The 22,040-nt window shown below is 69.9% G+C and carries 15 protein-coding genes and 3 pseudogenes; 6 read left to right on the plus strand and 12 right to left on the minus strand.

Annotation, left to right across the window (positions count from 1 at the left end; translation table 11 throughout):
- Nucleotides 1-567: 567 nt before the first annotated feature.
- The 8 genes from MXD62_RS28805 to MXD62_RS28840 all read right to left on the minus strand — a co-directional run bounded on the left by MXD62_RS28805 (nucleotide 568) and on the right by MXD62_RS28840 (nucleotide 10,740).
- Nucleotides 568-1,476 (minus strand): C40 family peptidase, encoded by a 909-nt coding sequence (locus tag MXD62_RS28805; RefSeq protein ID WP_248832531.1) that lies wholly within the window; start codon nucleotides 1,474-1,476, stop codon nucleotides 568-570.
- On the minus strand, nucleotides 1,473-2,459 hold the full coding sequence (locus MXD62_RS28810) for a replication-relaxation family protein (protein ID WP_248832532.1): 987 nt from the start codon (nucleotides 2,457-2,459) through the stop codon (nucleotides 1,473-1,475). Before MXD62_RS28810 ends, MXD62_RS28805 begins: the two co-directional genes overlap by 4 nt.
- Nucleotides 2,456-4,948 (minus strand): TraM recognition domain-containing protein, encoded by a 2,493-nt coding sequence (locus tag MXD62_RS28815; protein WP_248832533.1) that lies wholly within the window; start codon nucleotides 4,946-4,948, stop codon nucleotides 2,456-2,458. The genes MXD62_RS28810 and MXD62_RS28815 overlap by 4 nt, the downstream gene beginning before the upstream one ends.
- A 116-nt stretch (nucleotides 4,949-5,064) precedes the next feature.
- Complete coding sequence (locus tag MXD62_RS28820) at nucleotides 5,065-7,041, minus strand: conjugal transfer protein TraC (RefSeq protein WP_248832534.1); 1,977 nt, start codon at nucleotides 7,039-7,041, stop codon at nucleotides 5,065-5,067.
- Complete coding sequence (locus MXD62_RS28825; RefSeq protein WP_285224223.1) at nucleotides 7,038-8,000, minus strand: PrgI family protein; 963 nt, start codon at nucleotides 7,998-8,000, stop codon at nucleotides 7,038-7,040. The genes MXD62_RS28820 and MXD62_RS28825 overlap by 4 nt, the downstream gene beginning before the upstream one ends.
- Nucleotides 8,001-8,066: 66 nt before the next feature.
- Nucleotides 8,067-8,972, minus strand: a complete 906-nt coding sequence (locus tag MXD62_RS28830; RefSeq protein ID WP_248832536.1) for a hypothetical protein — start codon at nucleotides 8,970-8,972, stop codon at nucleotides 8,067-8,069.
- Nucleotides 8,973-9,361: 389 nt separating this feature from the next.
- Complete coding sequence (locus MXD62_RS28835; RefSeq protein ID WP_248832537.1) at nucleotides 9,362-10,042, minus strand: pilin; 681 nt, start codon at nucleotides 10,040-10,042, stop codon at nucleotides 9,362-9,364.
- Nucleotides 10,039-10,740 carry a hypothetical protein gene (locus MXD62_RS28840; RefSeq protein ID WP_248832538.1) on the minus strand — a complete coding sequence of 234 codons (702 nt, stop codon included), beginning with the start codon at nucleotides 10,738-10,740 and terminating at the stop codon, nucleotides 10,039-10,041. Before MXD62_RS28840 ends, MXD62_RS28835 begins: the two co-directional genes overlap by 4 nt.
- A gap of 355 nt (nucleotides 10,741-11,095) precedes the next feature.
- Here MXD62_RS28840 and MXD62_RS28845 point away from each other — a divergent pair, with 355 nt between their 5' ends.
- The 4 genes from MXD62_RS28845 to xerC all read left to right on the plus strand — a co-directional run bounded on the left by MXD62_RS28845 (nucleotide 11,096) and on the right by xerC (nucleotide 14,657).
- Nucleotides 11,096-11,698: a hypothetical protein gene (locus MXD62_RS28845; RefSeq protein WP_248832539.1), complete on the plus strand. Its 603-nt coding sequence runs from the start codon at nucleotides 11,096-11,098 to the stop codon at nucleotides 11,696-11,698.
- The gene (locus MXD62_RS28850) at nucleotides 11,685-12,539 is read left to right on the plus strand and encodes a TRM11 family methyltransferase (RefSeq protein ID WP_248832540.1); all 855 of its coding nucleotides are present in this window, start codon (nucleotides 11,685-11,687) and stop codon (nucleotides 12,537-12,539) included. Before MXD62_RS28845 ends, MXD62_RS28850 begins: the two co-directional genes overlap by 14 nt.
- Nucleotides 12,540-12,845: 306 nt before the next feature.
- Entirely contained in the window at nucleotides 12,846-13,067 is a 222-nt protein-coding gene (locus tag MXD62_RS28855) for a DNA-binding protein (RefSeq protein WP_248832541.1), read from the plus strand.
- 306 nt (nucleotides 13,068-13,373) lie between these two features.
- On the plus strand, nucleotides 13,374-14,657 hold the full coding sequence (gene xerC, locus MXD62_RS28860; RefSeq protein ID WP_368862464.1) for a tyrosine recombinase XerC: 1,284 nt from the start codon (nucleotides 13,374-13,376) through the stop codon (nucleotides 14,655-14,657).
- Between the two features lie 1,241 nt (nucleotides 14,658-15,898).
- Here xerC and MXD62_RS28865 read toward each other — a convergent pair.
- Entirely contained in the window at nucleotides 15,899-16,885 is a 987-nt protein-coding gene (locus MXD62_RS28865; protein WP_248832543.1) for a hypothetical protein, read from the minus strand.
- Nucleotides 16,886-16,915: 30 nt separating this feature from the next.
- Nucleotides 16,916-17,581 carry a hypothetical protein gene (locus MXD62_RS28870; RefSeq protein WP_248832544.1) on the minus strand — a complete coding sequence of 222 codons (666 nt, stop codon included), beginning with the start codon at nucleotides 17,579-17,581 and terminating at the stop codon, nucleotides 16,916-16,918.
- Between the two features lie 470 nt (nucleotides 17,582-18,051).
- Here MXD62_RS28870 and MXD62_RS39895 point away from each other — a divergent pair.
- Nucleotides 18,052-18,236: pseudogene (locus MXD62_RS39895) on the plus strand (integrase); the annotation flags it as partial.
- Between the two features lie 51 nt (nucleotides 18,237-18,287).
- On the opposite strand, the pseudogene MXD62_RS39900 reads toward MXD62_RS39895, so the two are convergent.
- Together MXD62_RS39900 and MXD62_RS28880 are read right to left on the minus strand one after the other, a co-directional pair.
- A pseudogene (locus MXD62_RS39900) lies at nucleotides 18,288-18,362 on the minus strand (hypothetical protein); the annotation flags it as partial.
- Nucleotides 18,363-18,555: 193 nt separating this feature from the next.
- Nucleotides 18,556-19,998, minus strand: a complete 1,443-nt coding sequence (locus MXD62_RS28880) for a M6 family metalloprotease domain-containing protein (protein ID WP_248832546.1) — start codon at nucleotides 19,996-19,998, stop codon at nucleotides 18,556-18,558.
- 612 nt (nucleotides 19,999-20,610) lie between these two features.
- Between MXD62_RS28880 and MXD62_RS28885 the strand changes: the two are divergent.
- A pseudogene (locus tag MXD62_RS28885) lies at nucleotides 20,611-21,679 on the plus strand (integrase core domain-containing protein).
- Nucleotides 21,680-22,040 lie beyond the last annotated feature (361 nt).

Consider the following 22,040-nt stretch of genomic DNA (forward strand, 5'->3'; position numbering starts at 1 on the left):
GCTCACCGGACCATGCTGGCACGCCAGGAGAGAGGCGCAACGGGACGACCGGCGCGGTCACCGGGTGCCCGAGCTGTGCCGCGAGCGGCGCCCGCGGCCCCCCCCCCCCCGCCCCGGGGGGGGGGGGGGGGGCGCGCCCGCGACCGGCGGCGGCCCGCCGCCCGCCACCCCGGGCGGGCGGCGCCCGACCCCGCGCACGCGGGCGGGCGCGGGGCGGGCCTGGGGCCGGCGGGACGCCGGGCCCAGGGCGGATAGCCGCCCGGAGGCGGAAAACCGTGCGGTGGCCCGGTGTCCGCCCCCCGGGCGGACACCGGGCCGCCGCACGTGTTTTCCTGCCTCCGGGCGGCGTAGCCTGGCCGCCGACCGGAGGGGGCCACGGGCCGCTGACCTGCGGTTTTGTGTTTCTTGCCCCCCTCCGGCTTCGGTGGAGGGGGTGGTGGCGTCGGTGTAGGAGCCGGTCACGGAGCCGGTGTCAGGCGGCGGGCTTCACCCACCCGTCGGCTTTCGTTCTGCTCGGGCTGTGGGGCCGTCTCGTGTCCGCGGCACCGGCCACGCGGGGAACCCCGGTCAGGGATGCGCGGGGCGGGTGGCACCGAGGTAGCTGGGGCGGACGTAGGTTTCGGTCCGTACCGGGGCGCCGCGCCGGGGGGCGTTAATCATTTCCCCACCGCCAATGTAAATTCCGACATGGGTAATGTCAATGGTGGACGTGCCGTAGAATACGAGGTCTCCGATTTCCAGGGGTGTTCCTGGGGGTAGTCGTGGTCCGGCGTCGAACTGGTCCTGGGCGACGCGGGGGATGGTGATTCCGGCGGCGGCGTAGGCGGCCCGACTAAGCCCGGAACAGTCAAATCCTTTCTCGCCATAATCAGGGCCGTCCCCACCCCACAGATACGGCAGGCCGATCTGCGCGGTGGCGTAGTCCACCGCGGTCAGCGCCGCGGTGGAGGGGCCGCTGCTGGTGGGATCGGGGGTGGTGTAAAGGTCGGCCTGGGTGAGCACACGCGTCACGTACGAGGTGTCGTGGTTATAGGCGTAGAGCGCCCCGGAGATATCCGCGCCGTCCCGCGCGCCGGAGGCGCACAGGTAGTTCGCGGCGGAGTAGATCGCGTCGGCGGGATTGGTGATGTCGGCGGTGCCGTCGCCGTCGCCGTCGACCCCGTAGGCGGTGAAGGTGCCGGCCAGGAACTGCATCGGCCCGACCGCCCCGGCGTCCGAGGTCCAGTCCGGGTTCTGCCCGTGGTCGGTCTCGACTTTCCCGACGGCGGCCAGCACGGTCCAGGGCAGTCCGGGGCAGGTCGCGGCGGCGGCACGATAGAGCTGCTGGTAGCCGGCGGGGATGTCGGCGGTGGCGGAGGGAGAGGGCCGCGGCGTCTGGCCACCGATGCCGCCGCCCAGCAGGCCCGCGGCGGTGGCACCGGCGAGCAGCGGCACGGCGAGCAGCAGCGCGCACAGTCCGGCGAACAGCCGGCTCACTGGGGTTCTAGCGGTGAGCCTCCCCCGAAGAGCAGCTGTGGGGGGCGGGGGGAGGGCGCCGGGTTGGTCTCCTCCTCCTCGCCGGGTTCCGGGGTGTCGTCGAGGGGGGACCGGACGGTGAGGGGGGTGCCGTACCGGTCGGTGAGCCCATCAAGGTCGGTGCGGGTGCTCGCGTGCAGCGGGAGCCAGACGTGGCGGGCCGGCGCGAGGTCCCCCGGAGCCGGCACCGGGGACGGGGCACCGTTCGGGGAGGCGGGTGGGGGCAGCGGCGCGGCGGTGGCGATCATGACACCGGCGGGGCTGGCGGCGAGCCGGACCCGTAGTTCGCGTTCCCGCCGCGCCGAGGGCACCCAGATCAGCACCGGGCTGGTCAGACCGCTGGACGCGGCGAGGCGGGTGTAGCCGGGGATCTTGCGGGCGACCTGGGACAGGGATTCGCTGCCGCTGTCGAACTCCAGGTAGAAATCGAGTCGGCGCCGGGCGGTCTGCCAGGTGCCGTAACCGTCGGGGCGGATCCAGCGTCCCCACACGGCCGTGGTGCGGCGTTCCGACCACCACACGGTCAGCCCCTGTTCCTCGGGCCGGTTGCGGGTGTCGTGCACCCAGGCGGTGAAGACGGTGTTCACGCCGAGGAGATGACCGAGCCGGGGTGAGGTCGCCCAGGCGAGCAGCTTGTCGCGGCGGTAGCCGAGCTCGGCGACGCTGATCGCGCGCCGGGCGGCGAGGATCGCCGCCCCGGCGGTGCCGAGCACGTAGTGGTGGGGGCTGGAGCGCATGCCGTAGCCGAGACGGACCCGGTCCACGGCCTGCAACTGGTACAGCGTGGCCATCCGCATCCGGGTCATCCGCTCCCCGGTGAACGCGAGGCGGGTGAGCTGCTGGCGGGTCAGGACCCGGTGTTCCAGCAGCATCTCCAGCAGCCACCGGTCGCGGACGGTGAGCCGGCCCGCCAGCTCCAGCAGGGCACGATCGGACCCGCTCACCGCCCGCTCCCCTCGGACGGCCGAGGCCCCCGGCCCGCATCCGGGGCCGCGGTGTGCCGCCGCGCCGCCACCCGCAACGCCTCAGCCCGCCCCGGCACGGGCGGTGGCAGGGGCCGGGTTCGCAGGGTGAACGCGGCGGTGTCGGCCTGGTCCACCACCAGGCGGGCCGCGGCCGTCCACGCGGGGAGCCGGGCAAGGTCATGCTGGGTCAGAACGGGACTCACATGCCGGGCGAGATCCGCGGCATCCTTCGGGGACACCCCGAAGAACAGCTTGCTGCGCGCGTTCGTCGACAGCGCGTCGGCCAAATCGTCGGGCAGCTGCCGCAGATGCTGGTGCGCGAGCGTCATGGACAGCCGGTAGCCGCGGGCCTCGGCCAGCATGTCCTCCACCGCCCCCGGCATGGTGAGGAAGTTCTGCGCCTCGTCAAGGAAACAGGTGGCGTCGGGACGCTGGTCGGGGTGCAGGCGGGCCCGGTGCAGGACGGTCTGCCAGATCTTCGCCAGCACGATCGACCCGACGATCCGGGAGGCGTCCTCCCCGATCACACCTTTGGGGATCCGGACCAGGAGGATCCCGCCGCGGTCGAGGACCTCACGCAGGTCCACGGTGGACGGGCCGGCGGCCAGGGCCTGGCGGGCGAAGCCGCGCAGCAGCAGCGCGCGGAGTTTGTTCAGGATCGGGCCGATCGCCGCGGCGCGGGCGCCCTCGGACAGCTGCCCGTACCACTCCCAGAAACTGGCCAGGATCGGATCGGCAATCCCCGTGGTGGCCTTACGCCGAGCATCGGGATCGGTGAGGACCTTCACCACGTCCTCCAACGTCGGGAGGATGCCCGTGCGGGTACGCCGCTCCAGCAGGGTCAGGCAGGTGGCGCGCAGCAGGTCATCGGTCCGCGGCCCCCACGAGTCAGCCCAGATCCGGCGGAAGATCCCGACGAGCTGGTCGGTGGCGAGGTCCGGGTCGCCGCCGTCGAGGATGTTCAGGCACGGCGGGGCGGTGGGGTCTTCGGGGTCGAGGAGCACGACCCGGTCCGCGGCGTCCGCGGGTAGCCGGGCCAGGACGTCGTTGACCAGGTCACCCTTGGGGTCGAAGACGGCGAGACCGCGGCGGGCTTCGGCATCAGCGAGGATCATGTTTGCCAGCAAGGTCGACTTACCGCTACCCGTCGCGCCAACCACGTGTACGTGATGGCGGGCGTCGGCCACGTTCAGCCCGACCCGGCGGCGCCGGCCCGCCTCGCTTTCGCCGAGCGGCTTGACCCGGGGCCCGGCCTCGGGGATACCGGCCGGGGGTGCGACGGCGGCGGCGCCCGCCCGGGACAGGCCGGGGACGGCGGTGTCCAACGGGAGATGGGCGAGCGCGGCGAGCTCACCGACAGCGAGCAGGTCCCCGCGCCGCAGCCGCCGGGCGGCCAGCACCGGGACCGGGTGCGGCAGGCGAAGGCGGCGCAGATAGTTGTGCCCGGAGTACAACGCGAACGCGGAGGCCAGGGCGTGGGCCCGGCCGCGCAGCATCGTCACCGCGGCCCGCTGCCCGGTCTTGGTCATGGGCGGGGCGAGGTGAGCGGCGGCATAGGTGACCGTGGCCTCCCACCGCGGACCGACCGCCTTGAGGCCCATGGCGCGGGACGCGGCCGAGTCCTCCGGGGGTGTCGGCCCGGCCGTGCCGACGGTCTGCCCGGGGGCCGGGCGGGGCCCGGCGTGCGGGGTGATCAGGTCGAGGGCGCGGCCGGGCAGGCTGGGGGTGTACTGGCCCCGCTGACGCGCCGCCGCCCGCCGCGCGAGGGTGAGCCGGCGGCCGGTCACCGGCCGGGCCAGCAGCTGCACCACCGCCGCCTCGTCGTCATCCAACTCGGACGCGGCGCTCAGCAGGGAGCGGATCGGGTCCCCGGAGGTGTCCGCACGCAGCGGCAGGACGTCGACCTGGGCCAGGCGCAGCTGCCCACCGATGGCCAGCGCATAGTCCGGCAGTGGTGCGCTCGCCGGCCGGGTGGTGGTCCGGGCGCCGGGCCACGCGGCCTGCACCGCCCGCTCCACCATCCCCGGTGGCACCGGGCCGGGAACCCACAGTTGGATCACCGTGCCGGCGCGGGTGGCGAGCAGTTCCCAGCCCAAATGCGGCTGGCCGTGAAACAGCCGGTCCCAGAACGGGCGCTGCAGACCACCCATCTGACCCCAGAAGATCTCCGCCGCATGGGCGGACACCTCGGGCGGGGTGAGGATCTCCACCGTCCGCGCCCCCTCGAGGAGCACCGCATGCCGATGGGCCCGGACCCGGCCGCGGCCGTACCCCGCGGCGAGTAGCAGAACGACGGCGAGCAGGGCGAGCGGCCACCAGCCGGCGTGGCCAGCCAGCCATGACTGCAGACCGGAGAGGATCTGGTCGGGGTCGGTGAGCCACCCCGGCAGCTCCGGAGCCGGGGGCGGAGGGGGTGGAGGAGGGACGGGGGGAAGCCCCGGCGGAGGGGCCGAAACAGCAACGATCATGAATGCCTCCAGGCATACGAGCAGCACAAACAGGACGTGGCAGAGGTGGGGTGGTCCGGGTGGCGCCGCCGCCCGGGGTCCCGGGCGGCGGCACCACCCAGCGCAGAGGGGCCGGGTTAGAACGGGTCGGCGTCGTCGTCCACCGGCCGCCGGGCGGCCGGCCGGCGAGGAGCGCGACCCAGACCGGTCGCCGCGACGGCGGGGCGTTCGACCCAGGCCGGGTCGAGCGGGCCCGCGTCAGGGTCGGCGGAAGTGGTGGTGGTGCTTTCGACCGGATCTGTGGTGATAAGGGCGTGTTCGGCCGGTGAGGCCAAGCTGTGCAGGGCGGTGCGCTGCCCGGTCCCAGTCAGCAGCAGGGCGTCACCGGGACCGGCGGTGAGCAGCTGGGTGGCTTCGCCCTCGGTGAGCTTGTAGACCCGGCGCAGCTCGTCGATCACGCTGGGGTCCTGGCGCAGCAGGATCTGGGTGGCCGCGTTCGCGATGACCGCCCGGCCGAGCTCGGAGCTCAGGAGGTCGGCTGAATCCTGGGTGACCACGGCCAGGCCGGCCCAGTGTTTGCGGGCCGCCTTCGCGAGGCGGAACAGGAAGCGGGCGCCGGCGGGGTGGGCCATCAGCAGCCACCCCTCATCCACCACCACGAGGCGCCGCCGTCGTTTCGTGGGGTCGGCGACGGTCCGCCAGATCGCGTCCAGGGTGAGCAGGGTGCCGGCGGCTTTCAGTTCGTCGGGCAGTGCGCGCAGCGAGTAGACGACGAGATGCCCGGTGGGCTGGGTCGTGGTCGGGTGAGCGAACAGCCCGGCATGCGACCCGGAGGTAAACGGGGCGAGGCGGGCGGCGAGTGCCGGGCCGGCCGGGTCCTCAGCGGCGGTGAGGGCGGCGGCGACGTCGGCGAGCAGCGGGGCGGGCCGGGTCCAGGTCGCCTGGTCCTGGGTGATCCCCGCAGCGCGGTAGGCGCTCAGGATCGCCGCGTCCAACACCGCCCGACCCCCCGCGCCCAGCCCGCTGTCGTCATCGGTGCCGGCGAGCAGGGTGGCGATCAACGTGTGGCAGAACAGGGCCCGGCGGGTCAGGAGGTCGGGGTCGTGGTGGGAGTGGGCAGGCAGGTCGAGGGGGTTGAGATGCACCCCGGGCTCCCCGAGTGCGAGGCGGGTGCCCCCGACCGCAGCGGCGAGCCGGCCGTACTCGTCCTCCGGATCCACCACGGCGACCTCAACGCCCTGGTACAGGGAGCGCAGAACGTCGAGCTTCGCGAGGAAGCTCTTGCCGGCACCGGAAGCGCCGGTGGTGACCGAGTTGTAGTTCGGCTGCGCCCACCGGTCATGCGCCACGATCCCGGCGGAATGCAGGTTCGTGCCGTAGACGACGGGCGCGGCGCCGGGGCGGTCCGGGTCGGGGAGGGGCAGGTCGGGGGTGGTGAACGGGATACCGGCGGCGAGCGCCTGGGTGTCCATCGCCCGGCGAATCTGGAGCAGGTCCAAGCCCAGGGGCAGGGTGCTGACCCAGCCCTGCACCGTGCGGTACCGGGCCCGGCGCACCGTGAGCAGCAGACTGTGCGCCAACGCGGTGACCCGCGCCGCCTCCTCGACAAGCTCGTCTCGGGTGTCGGCGTAGACCGTCAGATACAGCCCGACGCGGAACAGGCGTGCCTCACCACGGGCGACCTGGCGGGCCAACTCCCCGGCGTCCTGGGCGGCGGCGTCGAGTTCGGGGTCGGCGAGCTTGCCGGCTGCGGCGTCGGCGCGGCGGCCGGATTCAAGGCGGCCGAGCTGGCGGCGTAGCCGCGCCGCCGCCACCGCGGGCGGGGTCGGGTCGATGTGCAGGGCGACGTCGAGGCGGCCCGGGTAGGCCAGCAGCGGCTCCATCCACCCGGGGCCGACTTCACGCGGGTAGCCGACCACGGTGATCGTGGTCGCGCAGATCCCGCTGACCTCGATCTGCCCGGCATCCACCACCAGCGACGGCGGGGTGAACAGCGCCGGACCCTCCACGGGCAACATCTGCCCCATTCCCTGCCCGTGGCCGGGGACCAGGGGTCGGCGGCTGCGTGACGGCGCACCCTGCGGGGCGATGTGCAGGCGGTTGCGGCGGCTCATCGGCGGCCTCCGGTCCGCGCGTGTCCGAGGACCGGGCCGGCCGCGGTGACACGGTCGGGCGGTGGTGGCCCTGCCGGGTCGGCGGCTGAGGCGAGCAGGCTGGTCAGTTCTGCGCCGGTGAGGATCCGCCCGCGTAGCCCGGCGGCGGCGAGCAGGCCGAGGGCTTCCTCGAGGCGGCGCGCCGCGGTGGCCGCGGCGGTGTCCCGGCCGCCGCGCAGCGCGGGGACGGGTTCATAGGCGGTGAGCAGGATCTGCCGGCTCCGCAACCGCCGGCTCGCCGCGATGTCGCCGAGGAAGTTGGCGTGGTCACGGGCCGCGGCGGCCAGCGCCGGATGAGGCGCCTGTTCCGCGAGGGCGCGTAGCCGGTCCCGGTGCGGGTCGAGGTGGACCGGGACGCCGCGGATCGTGATCTGGATCCGTCCGGACAGCGCGTTGAGCATCCGCGCATACCCGGCGACCTTCCGACCGGTGTCGCTGTCGCCAGCGAGGGCGAGGTTCACGCCCTGGACTTCGGCGACGACCCCGACCGCACCACGTAGATCGATCACCCCGGCCGCATCCACCCCGGCGGCCAACGGCCTCGCCGGCACGGGGGCACGGCGGCGGGCAGCGGGAACGTCGGGCAGCCAGCCGGGCTGCGCCGGGATCCCTTCGGGGGCGGTGAGGTGGAGCTTGGGGGCGCGGTGATGGGCGAGGGCGGCGGCAGCGTACCGGTCAGCGGTCACACCCCCGCGCTGGCCGAGCGCGAGCGCGACGCCGCCGCCGAGCAGCGGCACCACCAGCACCGCCACCACCGGCAACGGCAGATACGGCGACGCCGTCCAGTACACCGCGACGGCAAGCAGGACCGGAGGGGCAAGCAGGGTCAGCTGACGGGCGGTCAAACCGGCCAGGATCCGATCCGGCCGATCCACATCCGACGGAATCCTAACCCTGTCAAATCTGGATGTTTCAGGCATAGCAAACACGACCTTTCGCGTCACAAGGAAAAGAGAGAAGGAAGAGAGAACGCCCGGAGGCGGCAGTCAGAGGGGAATGCCGAGATGCTGCAGGCCCTTGCGCAGCAGCCGGTACTTCACCAACGAGACGACCGTGGAGCGCCCGCCACCCATCACGGTGCGCATGACGGTGGATTGCAGGCGGATCGCGACGTAGAACAGCCCGGCGGCGGTCAGGATGTTCCCGAGACTGTCCGCCACGCCCACCGGATGGAACGCCCCGTCATCGCTGGCGAACAGCACCCGTACGCCCAGGACGAGCAGCACCGACTGGCCGACCTGCACCGCCAGGCAGCCGGCTGTGGCCCGCCAGTACAGGTTCGCGATGTGCTCCGTCCACGGCAGGCCCCGGCAGATCAGCATCAGCGGACCGGCGACCGCCAGCCCCATCAGCACGATCACCCGGATCACCCAGCCGACCAGCAGCATCACGATCATCCCGACCACGCCGATCAGCAACAAGACGAAGAAGATGCCGTGGATCCGCCCGGCCGCCAGCACCGTCAGCAGCACGCTGAACGCCCCGCTGGCATCGAGCCCGCTCATGTTCGTAAACGCCCGGCTCAGCGCGTTCGCGGCATCGATCGACCAGCCGATCAGCGGCAAGCTCAGGTTCGCCTCCCCGAACCCGAGGATCATCCGGGGCAGCATCTCTTTCGCGGTGGCGCGGGTCTGCACACTGTCGTAACCCATCGCCGCGACCCCACCCGCCATCAACACCAGCAGCATCACACTGTTCGCGATCAGCACACTGCCCGCCCACAGCTCACGGATCCGCGGCTGCTCCGTCACATCCGGAGTACTCAAAATGGTCTGGCCAAGCAGACGCACGACCGGCTCCAGCGCCGCCTCGACGAGTCCCTCGAACCAGCCATTGATCGCCCGAAGGATCCGCCCGGGGATATCCGCCCAGCCAAACAGCGTGCCCACCACTCCCCCACCACCACCGCCGTCACCTTCCAGGGCGGGGGCGGTCGGGGCCGGCTCCGCGGACGGCGGCGGAGGCACCTCCCCCGGCGCCGGTGCCTCATCGGAGCCCTCGGGGGAGGGCCCGCCGGAGGGAGCGGGCGCATCCCCGCCGGAGGGGGCCGGCACGACCGGGGGGACCTGCGGCCGGGGGGCGGCGGGTTCCACCCGCTGCGCCGGTGCGCCAGCCGGAGCCGGGGTGGTCGCAGGCGGCGCGGCCGGGACCGCGGTCTGCGCCCCCGCCACCCCCGCCGACGCCACCAGCACACCGGCACCCACCGCCAGCACGCACACGACCACCCCGGCCCGCCACCCCCACGCCCGTGGCCGTCGCGGCTTGTGCCCTACCCGGAGCATCAGGCGCCGACTACCGAACGCAAAGCCTTCAACACCAACGGCGCGAGGACCGCGAGGCCGTAGCCGATCGCGGCGTTGCGGAACGCGCCTTTCGCGCGCTCCACCTCCCCCGGATCCCCATTCGCCCCCAGATACCGGGTCGCGCCGAGGGTGAAGAAGAACGTCGCGACGGTGGCGAGGATGCCCATCAGCCAGTTCCGGGCGTTATTCAGAACCGTCTCCAGATCCGGAGCACTCGACACCGGAGCAGGCGCCGGCGGCGCTTCCTGCCCCGTCACCACCGCCGCCGCCCCCGCCACATCCGAGAGCACGACCAGCAGGACCACGACCACCACGCACCCGACCCCAAGCCGCAGCAGATCCTCACGCCGCCGCCCTCGCCGCGGTGACGGGCCCACCGCGACCCCACCGGCCCGCAGGAGCAGGATCGCCAGCGATCCGGCCAGCGCCGCGCAGCTCAGCCGGACCAGGTCCCCCACCGACCCGAACGGCACCAGCACCCCCGTCCCGGTCGGCACCCCGGCGGGCTGCGCGAGCAGCAGCCACCCCGCCGCAGCCAGCCCTCCGGCCATCCCCAGCCACACGGGAGGAACAGACCCCAGCAGGCGGCGCAACGCGGTGCCCGCGGTGTATACGGCCCTGCGCGTGTGCCGGAGCAGGGACCGGCCTCGCCCCGTCATCGGCCACCACCGGTCCCCGGGCCGACCCGACCGGCCGCGACCGCGGCAACCAGGTCTCGCTCCGCGCGGCGGCGGCGCACCGCCAGCTCCTCACCCGGTGTGCGGCCCCGGGCGGACAGCTCCGCCAACGCCACACCCCGCAGCCGGTTCGCCTGCAGCAGGCGTGCGTCCACCGGGCTGATCACCGCCCGTTCGGTCGCCTGCGCCAGCAACCACCGCGCGTCCAGCCACGGCCACGGCGGCACCGCGCCCAGGACCGGCAGCTCCATCCCGGGCCTGCGGTAAGAGGCCACCTCCACCAACCCCGCGCGGAACGCCCCGAACACCAACCGGGCCGGGATTCCCCGCGCCCCCACCGGCAGCCCGGACAGCACATCGACAAACCCGGTCAGCACCTCCGCGTCGAGATCGGCGATGTCCCCGCGATACGCCGGGGCCAGCGTCGCGGCGATATGCCGCAGCGCCGGCATCGCCATCCCCACCGCCGCCACCTTCCACGCATCCACCTCCCGCGACGCCAGGAGAAACGCCCACACCGCCTGCCGCGTCGCCACCGACGTCTGCGGCCGGGCCAGTTCCACCCGCAATTCCCGCAGGCCGAACCACCGGTCCGCCATGCCCGGGACGTCGGCGCCGTTCACCCCCAGCCCGCCCGGGGATTCCGTCAGGGTCAGGAAGGCCGACTCGACCCGATCCAACGATGATTCCGCCGTGTTCCCAAAGTCGTGTACCGCCATGAGTGGACTCCCGTCCGTGAGGCCCTGTGTTCCGGTCGGCCCCAAGGACGCCACATCCCATCTGACGGTGATCTGACACTCGTCCACGCCCAGGTCAGCGCGGCGAAGAGACGTCCGGACGCGATCTGACACTGATCTGACGGTGATCTGACTCTGATCAGAAACATCGCCGCGAACCCTGCAGATGATCAGAGTCAGATCAGTGTCAGATCACCGTCAGACACCCTGGACTTCACTCGGACCCGAACAGCCCCCCGAACACCAGCGCCCCTATTCCGGCAGCTGCGTGTATCGACATCCCGCGTGGAGGAACCGAGTGTCCAAACCCCGTGCCAGCCACATCGAACAGCCGCGGATCATTCCGCTCACCGTCTGGCCCACCACCACCCAGCAAACCCCCGGCGCGCTTCCCGCCGAGGCCGCGGCCCGTGCCATCGCGACCTTCAGCCACAGCGGCGACCTGGTGATAGGTGTCGATGACAGCGGAATCCTCACCGGCGCCACCGACTATCTCCACCGCCGCTATGCCGGACTCCACCGACCCCAGCGTTCCGGCACCACACCGAGGATTACGCGCTGCCGGGAACGCGACGCCGGACTCATCATCGACCACCCGCCCGTGGCCGGTCCGGAAAGCCTTCTCTCCGACCTGAGCATGCTCGCGGGACTCCTGCGCCCCGGGGGCTATCTCCTCACCGTCCACACCCCCACCGGCGGGGCGACCGACCCTCTCGCGGACACCATCACCGCCGCCCGCGCCACCGGCCTGCGCTACCTCCAACACATCATCATCCTCACCGCCCCCATCCACGACAGCGAACTCCACCCACATACCGAAGGGCTCTCAGGGGGCGGGCTGTTGGAGCCCGTCCACACCGACCTCGCCGTGTTCACCCGCCCCGGCGGTGCGCGTGGCTGACCGGCACACACCCGTTCCGCTCACCGTCTGGGCGGTGTCACAGACCCACCCCCGATTCCAGCGCCTGCACCGCTACACCCCCGAATCCATGGCGCATCCCGCCCGCATGCTGCCCGCTCTCGCCCGCCACATCATCACCACGTTCACCGAGCCCAGTGATCTCATCGTGGATCCCATGTGCGGCATCGGCACCACCCTCGTGGAAGCAGCACACTTGGGACGCCACGGCCTCGGGATTGAATACGAACCCCGCTGGGCCGCCATCGGCCGCGCCAACGCCACCCTCGCCCACACCCAAGGCGCCACCGGAACCATCCAGCTCATCACCGGTGACTCCCGCCATCTACCCGCCCTCGCTCCCGAGGGCATGCGGGGGACCGCGGCGCTGGTCCTCACCTCACCGCCGTATGGGAAAGCCACCCACGGCGCGGTCGACGCCGACCAGGTACACGGGGTCCGGAAACGCGACTACACCTACAGCAATCGGCGGGGAAACCTCGCCGCCGCCGACCTGGACGAACTCCTCACGGGATTCACCGACATTCTCACCGGCGCCGTAGCACTTCTCCGCCCCGGTGGACTGGTCGCGATCGCGGTCCGCCCCTACCGCCAGGACGGTGAGCTCATCGACCTGCCCGGCGCCATCCTGCACAGCGCCAGCGGGGTCGGCCTGGTCCGCGCGGGGCGCGCCGCGGCCCTCCTCGCCGGCCTCCGTGAGGACCGTCTGGTACCCCGCACGACCTTCTTCGCGCTCCACAACGCCCGCACCGCCCACGCCACCGGCATCCCCCTCCACGCCACCGCCCACGAGGACATTCTTCTACTCAGATCCGCCCAGTAAGACCTGACAGGGCGCTGACCTGCACAAACGTGATCTGACGGTGATCTGACACAAGTTGCACACGCAACATCAGTCAGATCACCGTCAGATCAGAGTCAGATCACCGTCAGATCGCTGTCGGGTCCCGCGCCGCCCCGGGTCGCCCGCTCGTCGCCCGATCGGTGCGATCGAGGCCCCTCGGGGGTGCCTGGGGCGGTGCGGCACCCCCCGCTCGATCCCGGGCGTCCTCGGGATCCTTCCGCGCCCGCCGCGGAGTCTTCCCAGGCCCGGCCAGAGGAGAACCCACGCGTCCTCGCGAGGAGTCGAGTGAAAACGTGGACCGAACAGGACATAGAACGACTCGGCGCGACGGTCAGCATCGTCGTCGCCGGTGAAATCCTAGGAATAGGCCGGACGAAAGCCTACGAACTCGCCGCCCGCAACGAATTCCCCGTCCCTGTCCTCCGTGTCAAGGGCCGTTATCAGGTCCCGACCGCACCCCTGAAACATCTTCTCGGAATTCGAAAAGAAAATGGTGGATCGGCTTGACAGGAACCGAAACGGCGAGCCTGAATCGGATGCGGCGCCGGGCGCATCCGATTATCCGGACTGCCGGCTCCCAACCATTCGTATTCTTCTGCTGGAGTGCCCGTGACGAGCCTCATGGCTAACCCGAACGGAACTATTTACAAACGGTGCAGCTGCCGTGACCCCCAGACCCATCGACAGCTGGGGAACCAGTGCCCGAAGCTGCGGAGGAAGAGCGGAGCCTGGCATCCTAGCCACGGCACCTGGGCCTACCGCATTGACCTTCCGCCCGCAGATGGTCGGCGTCAGGAAGCCCGCCGGTCCGGCCTGGCTACGCGCGACCAGGCTAACGCCGAGATCAGGCGTATTCAGGATCTCCTGGCCATTCCTGGAAGCGACGGCCACGGTGTCGACCGGATCCGTACGCTCATCCTCGACGCACTCAAGGCCGGGGATCCGTTGCCGGACCCCGCAGTCGTGAAGGAGCGGTACCGGCGCCGCGCGGATCTCAACCCGCAGATCACTGTCGCTGACTGGTTGAACACCTGGCTGGCCGGGCGGCGCACCATCCGGCGGTCCACCCGCGAAGGTTACGACGCGACGATCCGCCTACACCTGGCGCCTGCCATAGGGGATATCCGTCTCGACCAGCTGACCATCGGCCATCTCGATGACCTCTTCGACCAGATCGACGTCCGCAACGAGACGATCCGCCGGATCCGCGCGGGGAAAGACCCGGAACTGCGGGAAATGTTCAAGGGCCGGAAAGTCACCAGCGACGCCTACAAGCAACGGATCCGCGCCACGCTCCGCGCCGCGCTCAACCACGCCATCCGCATCGGACTGATCACATTCAACCCGGCGGCCTGGGTGGAACTCCCCTCTGGGAAACGGCCCAAGGCACTGCTGTGGACGAAGGAACGCGTCGCCCGCTGGCACGCCACCGGCGAGGTCCCCTCACCCGTGATGGTATGGACCCCGGCCCAGACCGGGGCTTTCCTCGACCTCGCGGAAACACGGAACGACCGCTACTACGAGCTGTATCACCTCATCGCACACCGTGGTCTTCGCCGGGGGGAGGCCTGCGGTGTCCACTGGACCGACCTCGACCTCGACGAGGCCAACCTCACCGTCCGCTGGCAAATCACCCAGCACGGCGCCGACACCGTGATGGGTGCCCCGAAGTCCGACGCCGGAGACCGGCAGATCTCCCTCGACGCCGACACCGTCACCGTTCTCCGGCACCGCCGCTCCCGCCAGAACGCCCACCGTCTCTCCCACGGGCGGCACTGGACCGATAACGGCCTGGTCTTCACCGAGCCGAACGGTGCGCCGCTCATCCCCGACGACGTCACCTCCCACTTCAAAGAACTCGTCACCGCCGCCGATCTGCCTCCGATCCGGCTGCACGACCTCCGTCACGGCGCCGCCACGCTCGCCCTCGCAGCCGGCGCCGACATCAAAACCGTGCAGGAACTCCTCGGGCACGCCAGCATCGCGATCACCGCCGACACCTACGCCCACATCCTCCCCGAACTCGCCCGCGAAGTAGCCGAGAACGTCGCCCGCCTCATCCCCCGCCAGAAGAACGCACGCCCCATCAAGGCATAGACAGAAAGGGCCGAGGGCCGGGTACCGCGCCAGGTGCCCGGCCCTCGGCACGTTGCCTATCGGCAGACCCCACCCGTGCAGGACGAGCCACCGTGGGATGGGTTGTGTGTCACGGCGGCACCGATCCCCCGGAAGGAGGTGCGGCACGGGCCCCAGCCCGGTCAGGGCATCAACGGGTGCGTCCAGGAAACTGCGCACGCGCGGCGGCGGGGCGGCGGGGCGGCCAGGATGGTGACCATCCAGGTACCGCGGCGCAAGGTGATCGACCTGTCGTCACCGATCCTCGCGTGAGCGCCGAGGAACGGACTCATACCGTGGCGGAGCCAGTCCTTCCGGACCTCGTCCAGGATGGCCCAGAGCCAGCGGGGCGCCCTGCTGCACCGTCGGTGGTTCGACCCCGACCGCGGTGGCGCGGACCCAAGATCCGTCCGGGTGGGCCACCAACGCGGTGTGCCGACCACCGCCGTCCCGCAGTGGTCGTTCGGGCGATGGGCCTGGGGAGGGATTCCTGTGGCGCCGGTCAGGCGCGAACAGGACGATCCGACCGGCCGCAGACCGCGCGGGCACCGCGAATACCGTCCACGCTGCGGGAATCTTCGGCATCCGACCGGCTCCGCCGCCCTGTTCACACCCACGCCGCCACCATCGCCCCTGGACGCGCCGCGAACGTCCGACCGCCACCCCGGCGGAACACAGGGTGGGACGGCGCAACACCCACCGCCAGCCAGCACGCATCGCTCTTACCGGCCACAGCCGACCACAGAACCACAGATGATAACGGAGCGTGACCATCCTCCGAGTGGTCTCGCGGCCACAGGTTCCGCCTCAGGCGCCCGAAGAGAACGCCCCATTCATGATCTTTTTGAGCACGAACCTGCCGAATGCGCTCACAATGCGCTCACAAACCCATTTCGATCTTGACAAGATGATCTATAACTTTGCAAAACCGCAGGTCATCCCTGATGGCCGAGTTCTGACACCCCACAGGCCGTTGCTGCGTGTGGACGATCATAGAATTCGGCTCCGTCGGCTAGCTCAAAAAACTTGGCTACACCGTCACCGTCACACTCGCCGCATAGCCCGCGAACCAGACAGGAAAGGCGCTGGTAAAAACCGTCAACTGAACATCACCAACACAGACTCCGGTAACCCACCGCTCCCAGCGCAATGTCACGCGCCTCGGACCTCAGGTAATTCACTCCTCAGCCGTGAAACCTCTCCCGGCTACTCGACCCTGGGTGTCAGGGGGCCAGATCGATGCGGATTTCCGGATCGTTGTCTGGTAGGAGCAGGACGGTGCCGTCGCCGGACTGCCAGCCGGCGGGCAGCAGAAACCACAACCCCTTGTTGTGTAGCAGCACGCGAAGACCGTTGTATCGGAAAGCATATCGGGAGTTACTGACATCCAGTGGGACCATCTTGACGCCTGATCCGCTGATATAAAGCTTCTGTCGGCTGAAGACGATGGCCTGTGGCTGCGTAACTAGGGTCCGCTCGAGTGTACTGGCGGCTACCCGTCCGCGCGCTGCCCCGATGTTCGCAGTCACCCAGAAGATCGAGATGATGATCAGGATCACCAGGGCGCCAATGCGTGTGGGCCTGCCTGCCGCCAGCGCCCGCCGCATACCGGCTGGCGTGGCCGCATGGCGCTCGGCGAGTGCGAGGCCGTAGCAGGTGACCAACGCGGCGCTGCCCAGGGCGATGGGGGCAACCAACGGTTGCGACCCGATCTCCCTGGTCGGTGTCACCAGGCCGGCGACGGCCACGGCCAACAACGCCGCTGCTGTCGTTGCCAACAGACATGCGGCGCCGACGCCGGTGCGTCCGGTGCACCGCGCCAGCCCTGCGGTCAGCGCCGACTCGACGGTGAGTGCCACGGCCGTGAGAACGGCCAACACGGCCAGCGGGACGAAGGCAACTCCGGCGCTGCGGACCAGATAGTCGGTCGTGGACAACCCCACTGTTCCGAGATCGACGCCGAAATGGCGGTAAAATTCCCGCTCGCGGGTGTATCCGAAGAAATAGAACATCGCCGTCAGCAGGCTGGCCGGCGCGACCACCTTGCCGACCAGCTCTAGGACGGTGCTCATCTGCAGGCCGGCGGGCTCGACGGCATCACCGGTACCCGGGCGAGTCCCGGAACTGGCGTCAGGGCCGGCGTCCGGGTTGGGATCAGGCTCACCTGCGGCGGGCGAGGCGTCCTCTTCGGCATCCGGCATATCGGTCATCCCAGCGAATCAGTTTCGGGTGAAGGGTTCTCACGTGCCTGTTGGCGTGGGCGGCGGGACATTGGTCTCCCCACCGCCGTCGGTTCCCGAGCTGGGCGACGGCGGTGGGGGGCTCACGGGCGGCAGATGGTCGACGGGCGGCGATTCCGGCTCCGACGGCGGCGCTGAAGCAGGCTCGGTGGTCAAGGGCGGTTCCGGTGTTGGGGACACCTCCTGCCCGGTCGTGGTTTCCGGTGACTCCGAGGGGGAGGTCGGTGGCTCAGCATCAGGTGATTCCCGACCGTCCGGCTCGGGCAGCGTCGACTGTGCGAACCGAGCGTTGTTGACGATGTCCGCGGCGGCCTCGTCGTCGGCCGGAAGGACGAAGCACAGACCGCCGGGCGCATCGGAGCACAGCGGACTTCCCGGACGTTCATCGGTGATTGCAATGATGTAGCGCACCTGCTGCTGACTCGCCGCCGCGCTGAGTGAAATTTCGTTGGCCTGTGGCGTACTACCTGCAGCGCCGGCCTCGGGCTCCGAGCCGGCGGTCGCCGGGGCGCCACCCGCGGTTCCGGCGGGCGCGCCGACCTCCGCCGCGGTGGTGCAGAGATCCTTCGCCGCGCACGGCGGGGCGTTCTCGGTATTAACCTGTATTGCCGTTGTGCATTCGCTACCGGCCACGATCTCGCTTGCGTTACGGCACGCGTCGGTCATCTCCATCACCTGCGCCCGGGTGGTCTTCAGTCGCGCCAGGTCCTGCAGCGGAGCCTGGACGTCGCCGCCAACGGCCGGGGCATTCGGCTGCAGTGGGAGGCTGGTCGGCTTTGTGGGCAGGGCCGAGGCCAGGCTCTCGGACGGCGACAGGACCGCCCCGCCCCCACAGGAGACGGTGACTACGACGGACGCGGCGACCAGAAGTACCGGAAGTACCCCTAGGCGTCCGTACGTCAGAATCGTGGTGTACATTTCCCGGAGGTTCCCCTTTAGCTGGCCAGGACAGGGGTTATCAAAATCGTCGCCATGGTAGGTGTGGTATCGGCTTGATCGCCAACCAGCAGCCGACACCTGTCTATCTATACGGCGTCTAATTTCGGTCGCCGCTGTCGGTGTAATGCCATGCAAATCGGCGCGGAGGGTGAACCTGTGGGGCTCCAGAATCCCGATTTGGGCGGTGACCTGCATGTTTGCCTGCGCGGCAGGGCCCACGTCGGGCAGGCTGGATGGTCATGGTGTGGCCCCTGCTCTACGCCCTGACACGCAACGCTCTCGGACTGATGCTGTCCGGGTCCGCGGAGACACCGCGAAAGATGTCAAGCTCCTCGTCCTGCGACACCAGGTGACGGTGCTGCGACGTCAGGTCCACCGCCCGCCACCAGGCATAGGCGGACTTACGCGACACCCGCAGCCGCACAGCAACCCGCGGTGGAGAAAGACCCTCGGCGAACATCGCCGCAGCGCGCAGACGGATCTGCTCCCCGGCGGGCACGGTCGGCATCCCTCACCCCGCCACCATCCGGATACCTCATACCGCCGGACTACCCCGCCCCCCGAACGTCACCCCACCGATTCAAGGTCGATAAACCGAAGGATTGGCCGGCCGCGCGCACGTCCTCGCAGGCCGCGTGAGGCGGGGTCGATGTGTCCTGCGGTGTCCGCAGGACACATCAGTCAGCCCGCGAGGCGGGCGGTTACTCGACCACGACGTCGATTGTAATGCGGTCGTCTCCTGGCTCGCCGTGCACGTCGATGGTGACGCCGGACCATTTGCCGTTCGCGCGGTTGAGCGGCGGGTCGGTATTCTCGCCGATCTGTCGCCTGTCACCCAGCGGGTAGAGGTCCTCAGTGTCGCCGCGGTTACCTCCGAGGGACTTCTGCAGGTCATGGCGGCCATCGGCCTGAATGAGCTCGATAGCGAGCAGGTTCTCGTCGTTGACGTTGTCGACCGACTCGTCCACCACGTAGACCGCGACGCCCTCGTCGGGGAGGAACGCATCCTGCCCGCGGCGGCGCCGGTACTCGACGACGATGTACTCCGACCGCGACATCGTCTTCTTGTTCCGGATGACGACGAGGTCCCCGCCCTCAGCGGCCGGTTCAAGGACGATATCCTTGGTTGTGCTGGTCACGGTGCGTGGCTTGACCCACTCGTGGAACATGCGGAGCATCCCGTTGGGAAAGGTCGGCGTGAGCCCCCCGTTCCCCCACGACCCGGCAGCCATCAGGCAGTAGTTGCCAAGCCCGTTGGACCGGGTGGCCTCGACCCTGCCGGTGTCGTAGTAGTCGGCCCACCGGGCGACGAGGTGACCCCATTCATGGGCACATACACCGACCTTGCAGTCCTCTGGGACGGTCAGGAAGGGCCGCACGAAGAGATTCTCAGCGACCTCGATCCCGCCGTCGGGGATCACCCATTTCAGGCTCCAGATGTCGTTCTCGTTCCCAGTTACCTCCGCGCCCGGCCCGGCATGCACGACGAGCACGGCCGTGACGATGTTCTCGCCCAGCACGTCGAGATCCTGGGTGAATGTGACACCCGCGTCCTTCGCCGCGAGCACCGCGTCGCGAGCGAGCCCCTGGGCATTACTCGGGAAGTTCTCCCCCGTCCCCGAACTGCCACCCGCGTAGAACTCCAACGGCTGCGGCATCCGGAACCAGCCGTGGACGGAGCCCTGGACGTCTATGCCAGTGTGGAGGTTCCCGTCGTAACCGCTCACCGTCCGATAGTAGTCACGCATGCTTCCCGTCGGGAACGAATCCGCGCTGAAGAGCATCTGCTCGTACAGCGCGGGGGTGTTGTTCGGATTGTGAGGCCGATCCGGGAAGTCGACCAGCAGGACGATGGTCTTAACATCTCCAGCCAGGCGCGTCCGGGGTCTTTCGATAAGTTGCAGGTCAGTACTCCTGCCCAGCGCGGCCGAGCCGTCGTCCAGTCCGATGACGTTCTCTCCGCGACGCTTCGACCGCCAGACCCTGAAATAATCCTCGAAGGTGGTTTCCTTGGGGAGGCGCCTCGACTCGACGAGATCGACGAATCGTGCGTACAGCCGACCCAGCAACTCCGGTGACGGAGGGATAAGGCAGCGTTCGTCCAGAATGGCATGGTGGCAGGTCGCGACGTCCCCATGACTCATTGTTGTCTTCTCCCATCACCTCAGATGCCATCGCTCGCTGCGATCGCACCTTTTTCTCGATGTTCCAGGCCGTGTACGGGTATGCGTGAGCACGGCGGCGCACCGGTCGAACCGCCGGCGATGCTTTGGTCTAAACTGGAGAGTGATGACCCGACGAGAGGCTCACCGCGACCGCGCGGATTTCATCCGGCCGGCCGGGTCCGCATGCCAGCAGCATAGGGACTCGGCGAATCCCTGGCCAGCCGGCCGGGGCGCCGGCTGAATACCGCAAACATTGCCATTTTCGCCGGTCAAATAAGTGAATCAGCCATGGCAGCCGACACCCTGTGGGGTTCCAGAACTCGGTCACCGGCGTTGAGCTGGACTTTTACGCGACTCGTTCGTATTCGTTGATCAGCCCGCCGAGAACGGGCCGGCGTTTGATCCGTTCCTCGGTCAGGTCGCCGACGGGATGGTCGGGCCGTGGTGGTCGGAGACCGCGGCTGCGGTGGGGTCGTCGTCCGTTGTAGTAGCCCGCATACTTGTGGGGTGCCTGTGGGGTGCCAGAAGTGCGCCTGGGCCTGTGAGCTGGGGCGATGCGGCCGTACGGGGCCGGCGGCATGATGGTCAGCTATGTCCATCCGCCTGCTCTATCTGATCTTCGTTCGGGTGTGCGGCTGGCTGGTCCTCTTCGGTCGTCCGTCGGCGTCGAAGGACATCGAGTTGCTCGTGTTGCGGCATGAGGTCGCGGTGCTGCGCCGTACCCAGCCCAAGCCGCGCTGGGACTGGGCGGGACCGCGCGGTGCTCGCCGCACTGATCAGGGTTCTCCCCAGGGCGCTGCGAGCGCACCGGCTGGTCACCCCCGGCACCGTCCTGCGGTGGCACCGCCGTCTGATCACACGGAAATGGACCCACCCACAGCGGACGGGCCGGCCACCGGTCGACACGGAGATCGTGACCCTCATTGGACGGCTCGCGGCCGAGAACACGACGTGGGGGTACCAGCGAATCCAGGGCGAGCTCCTCAAGCTCCGCCACCGGGTGAGCGCGTCCACGATCCGCCGGGTTCTGAAGACCCTCGGGCTGCCACCGGTTCCGAAACGGCAGACCGACACGACGTGGCGGCAGTTCCTGCGTACGCAGGCCTCGACCATGCTGGCCGTGGACTTCTTCCCTGTGGACTGCGCGGTGACGCTGCGGCGGTTGTACTGCTTCTTCGTCCTGGAGGTCGGCTCCCGCACCGTCCACATCCTCGGGGTCACCGCCCACCCCGACGGACCATGGACCACCCAGCAGATCCGCAACCTTCTCATGGACCTCGGTGACCGGGCTGCCGACTTCCAGGTCCTGATCCGCGACCGCGCCGGACAATTCACCGCATCGTTCGACACGGTCCTCGCCGATGCCGGCATCACCGCGGTCAAGATCCCACCCCGGACTCCCCGGGCGAACGCCTACGCGGAACGGTTCGTCCGCACGGTCCGGACCGAGGTCACCGACCGCATGCTGATCGTCGGTGAGCGGCATCTGCGCACCGTTCTGGCCGAGTACGCACGGCACTACAACGGACGACGCCCCCACCGCGGCCGCAGCCTTCAACCACCACGGCCCGACCACCCTGTCGCCGACCTGACCCAGGAACGGATCAAACGCCAGCCCGTCCTCGGCGGCCTGATCAACGAATACGAACGAGCCGCCTAAAACCCCAGGTCCACACCGGTGACCGAGTTCTGACACCCCACAGGGCATGTGGGCATCGTGCTCGGCATCGAGATGTCCCGGCTGGCCCGCTCGGGCCGTGAATGGCATCAGTTGCTCGAACTGTGTGCTCTGTCGGACGCGCTGCTGGGGGATGTGGACGGTGTCCGCCAGCAGAGTCCGCGACAGGCCACACAACTCGATCAACTGATGCCAGTCCCGCCCCGCCCGGGCCAGCCGGGACTGTGTCACCAGTGCAGTTGCTGCGTCCGCCGGCAGTAGATGCCTCACTCCCCACGTCCGTGGGGGTGATCCGTCGGTCATGGGTGTGCTCCGGGTCGGGACGGTGTCCTCCCCACGCCCG

This window comes from Frankia sp. Mgl5 (assembly GCF_023242985.1).
Taxonomy (GTDB): domain Bacteria; phylum Actinomycetota; class Actinomycetes; order Frankiales; family Frankiaceae; genus Parafrankia; species Parafrankia soli.

Bases quoted from the DNA above. Each gene is read 5' to 3' on its own strand.
- MXD62_RS28835 (WP_248832537.1), bottom strand. From the start codon at position 10,042: ATGACGGGGCGAGGCCGGTCCCTGCTCCGGCACACGCGCAGGGCCGTA.
- MXD62_RS28825 (WP_285224223.1), bottom strand. From the start codon at position 8,000: ATGCCTGAAACATCCAGATTTGACAGGGTTAGGATTCCGTCGGATGTG.
- MXD62_RS28815 (WP_248832533.1), bottom strand. From the start codon at position 4,948: ATGATCGTTGCTGTTTCGGCCCCTCCGCCGGGGCTTCCCCCCGTCCCT.
- MXD62_RS28870 (WP_248832544.1), bottom strand. From the start codon at position 17,581: ATGACCGACGCGTGCCGTAACGCAAGCGAGATCGTGGCCGGTAGCGAA.
- MXD62_RS28865 (WP_248832543.1), bottom strand. From the start codon at position 16,885: ATGACCGATATGCCGGATGCCGAAGAGGACGCCTCGCCCGCCGCAGGT.
- MXD62_RS28820 (WP_248832534.1), bottom strand. From the start codon at position 7,041: ATGAGCCGCCGCAACCGCCTGCACATCGCCCCGCAGGGTGCGCCGTCA.
- MXD62_RS28880 (WP_248832546.1), bottom strand. From the start codon at position 19,998: ATGAGTCATGGGGACGTCGCGACCTGCCACCATGCCATTCTGGACGAA.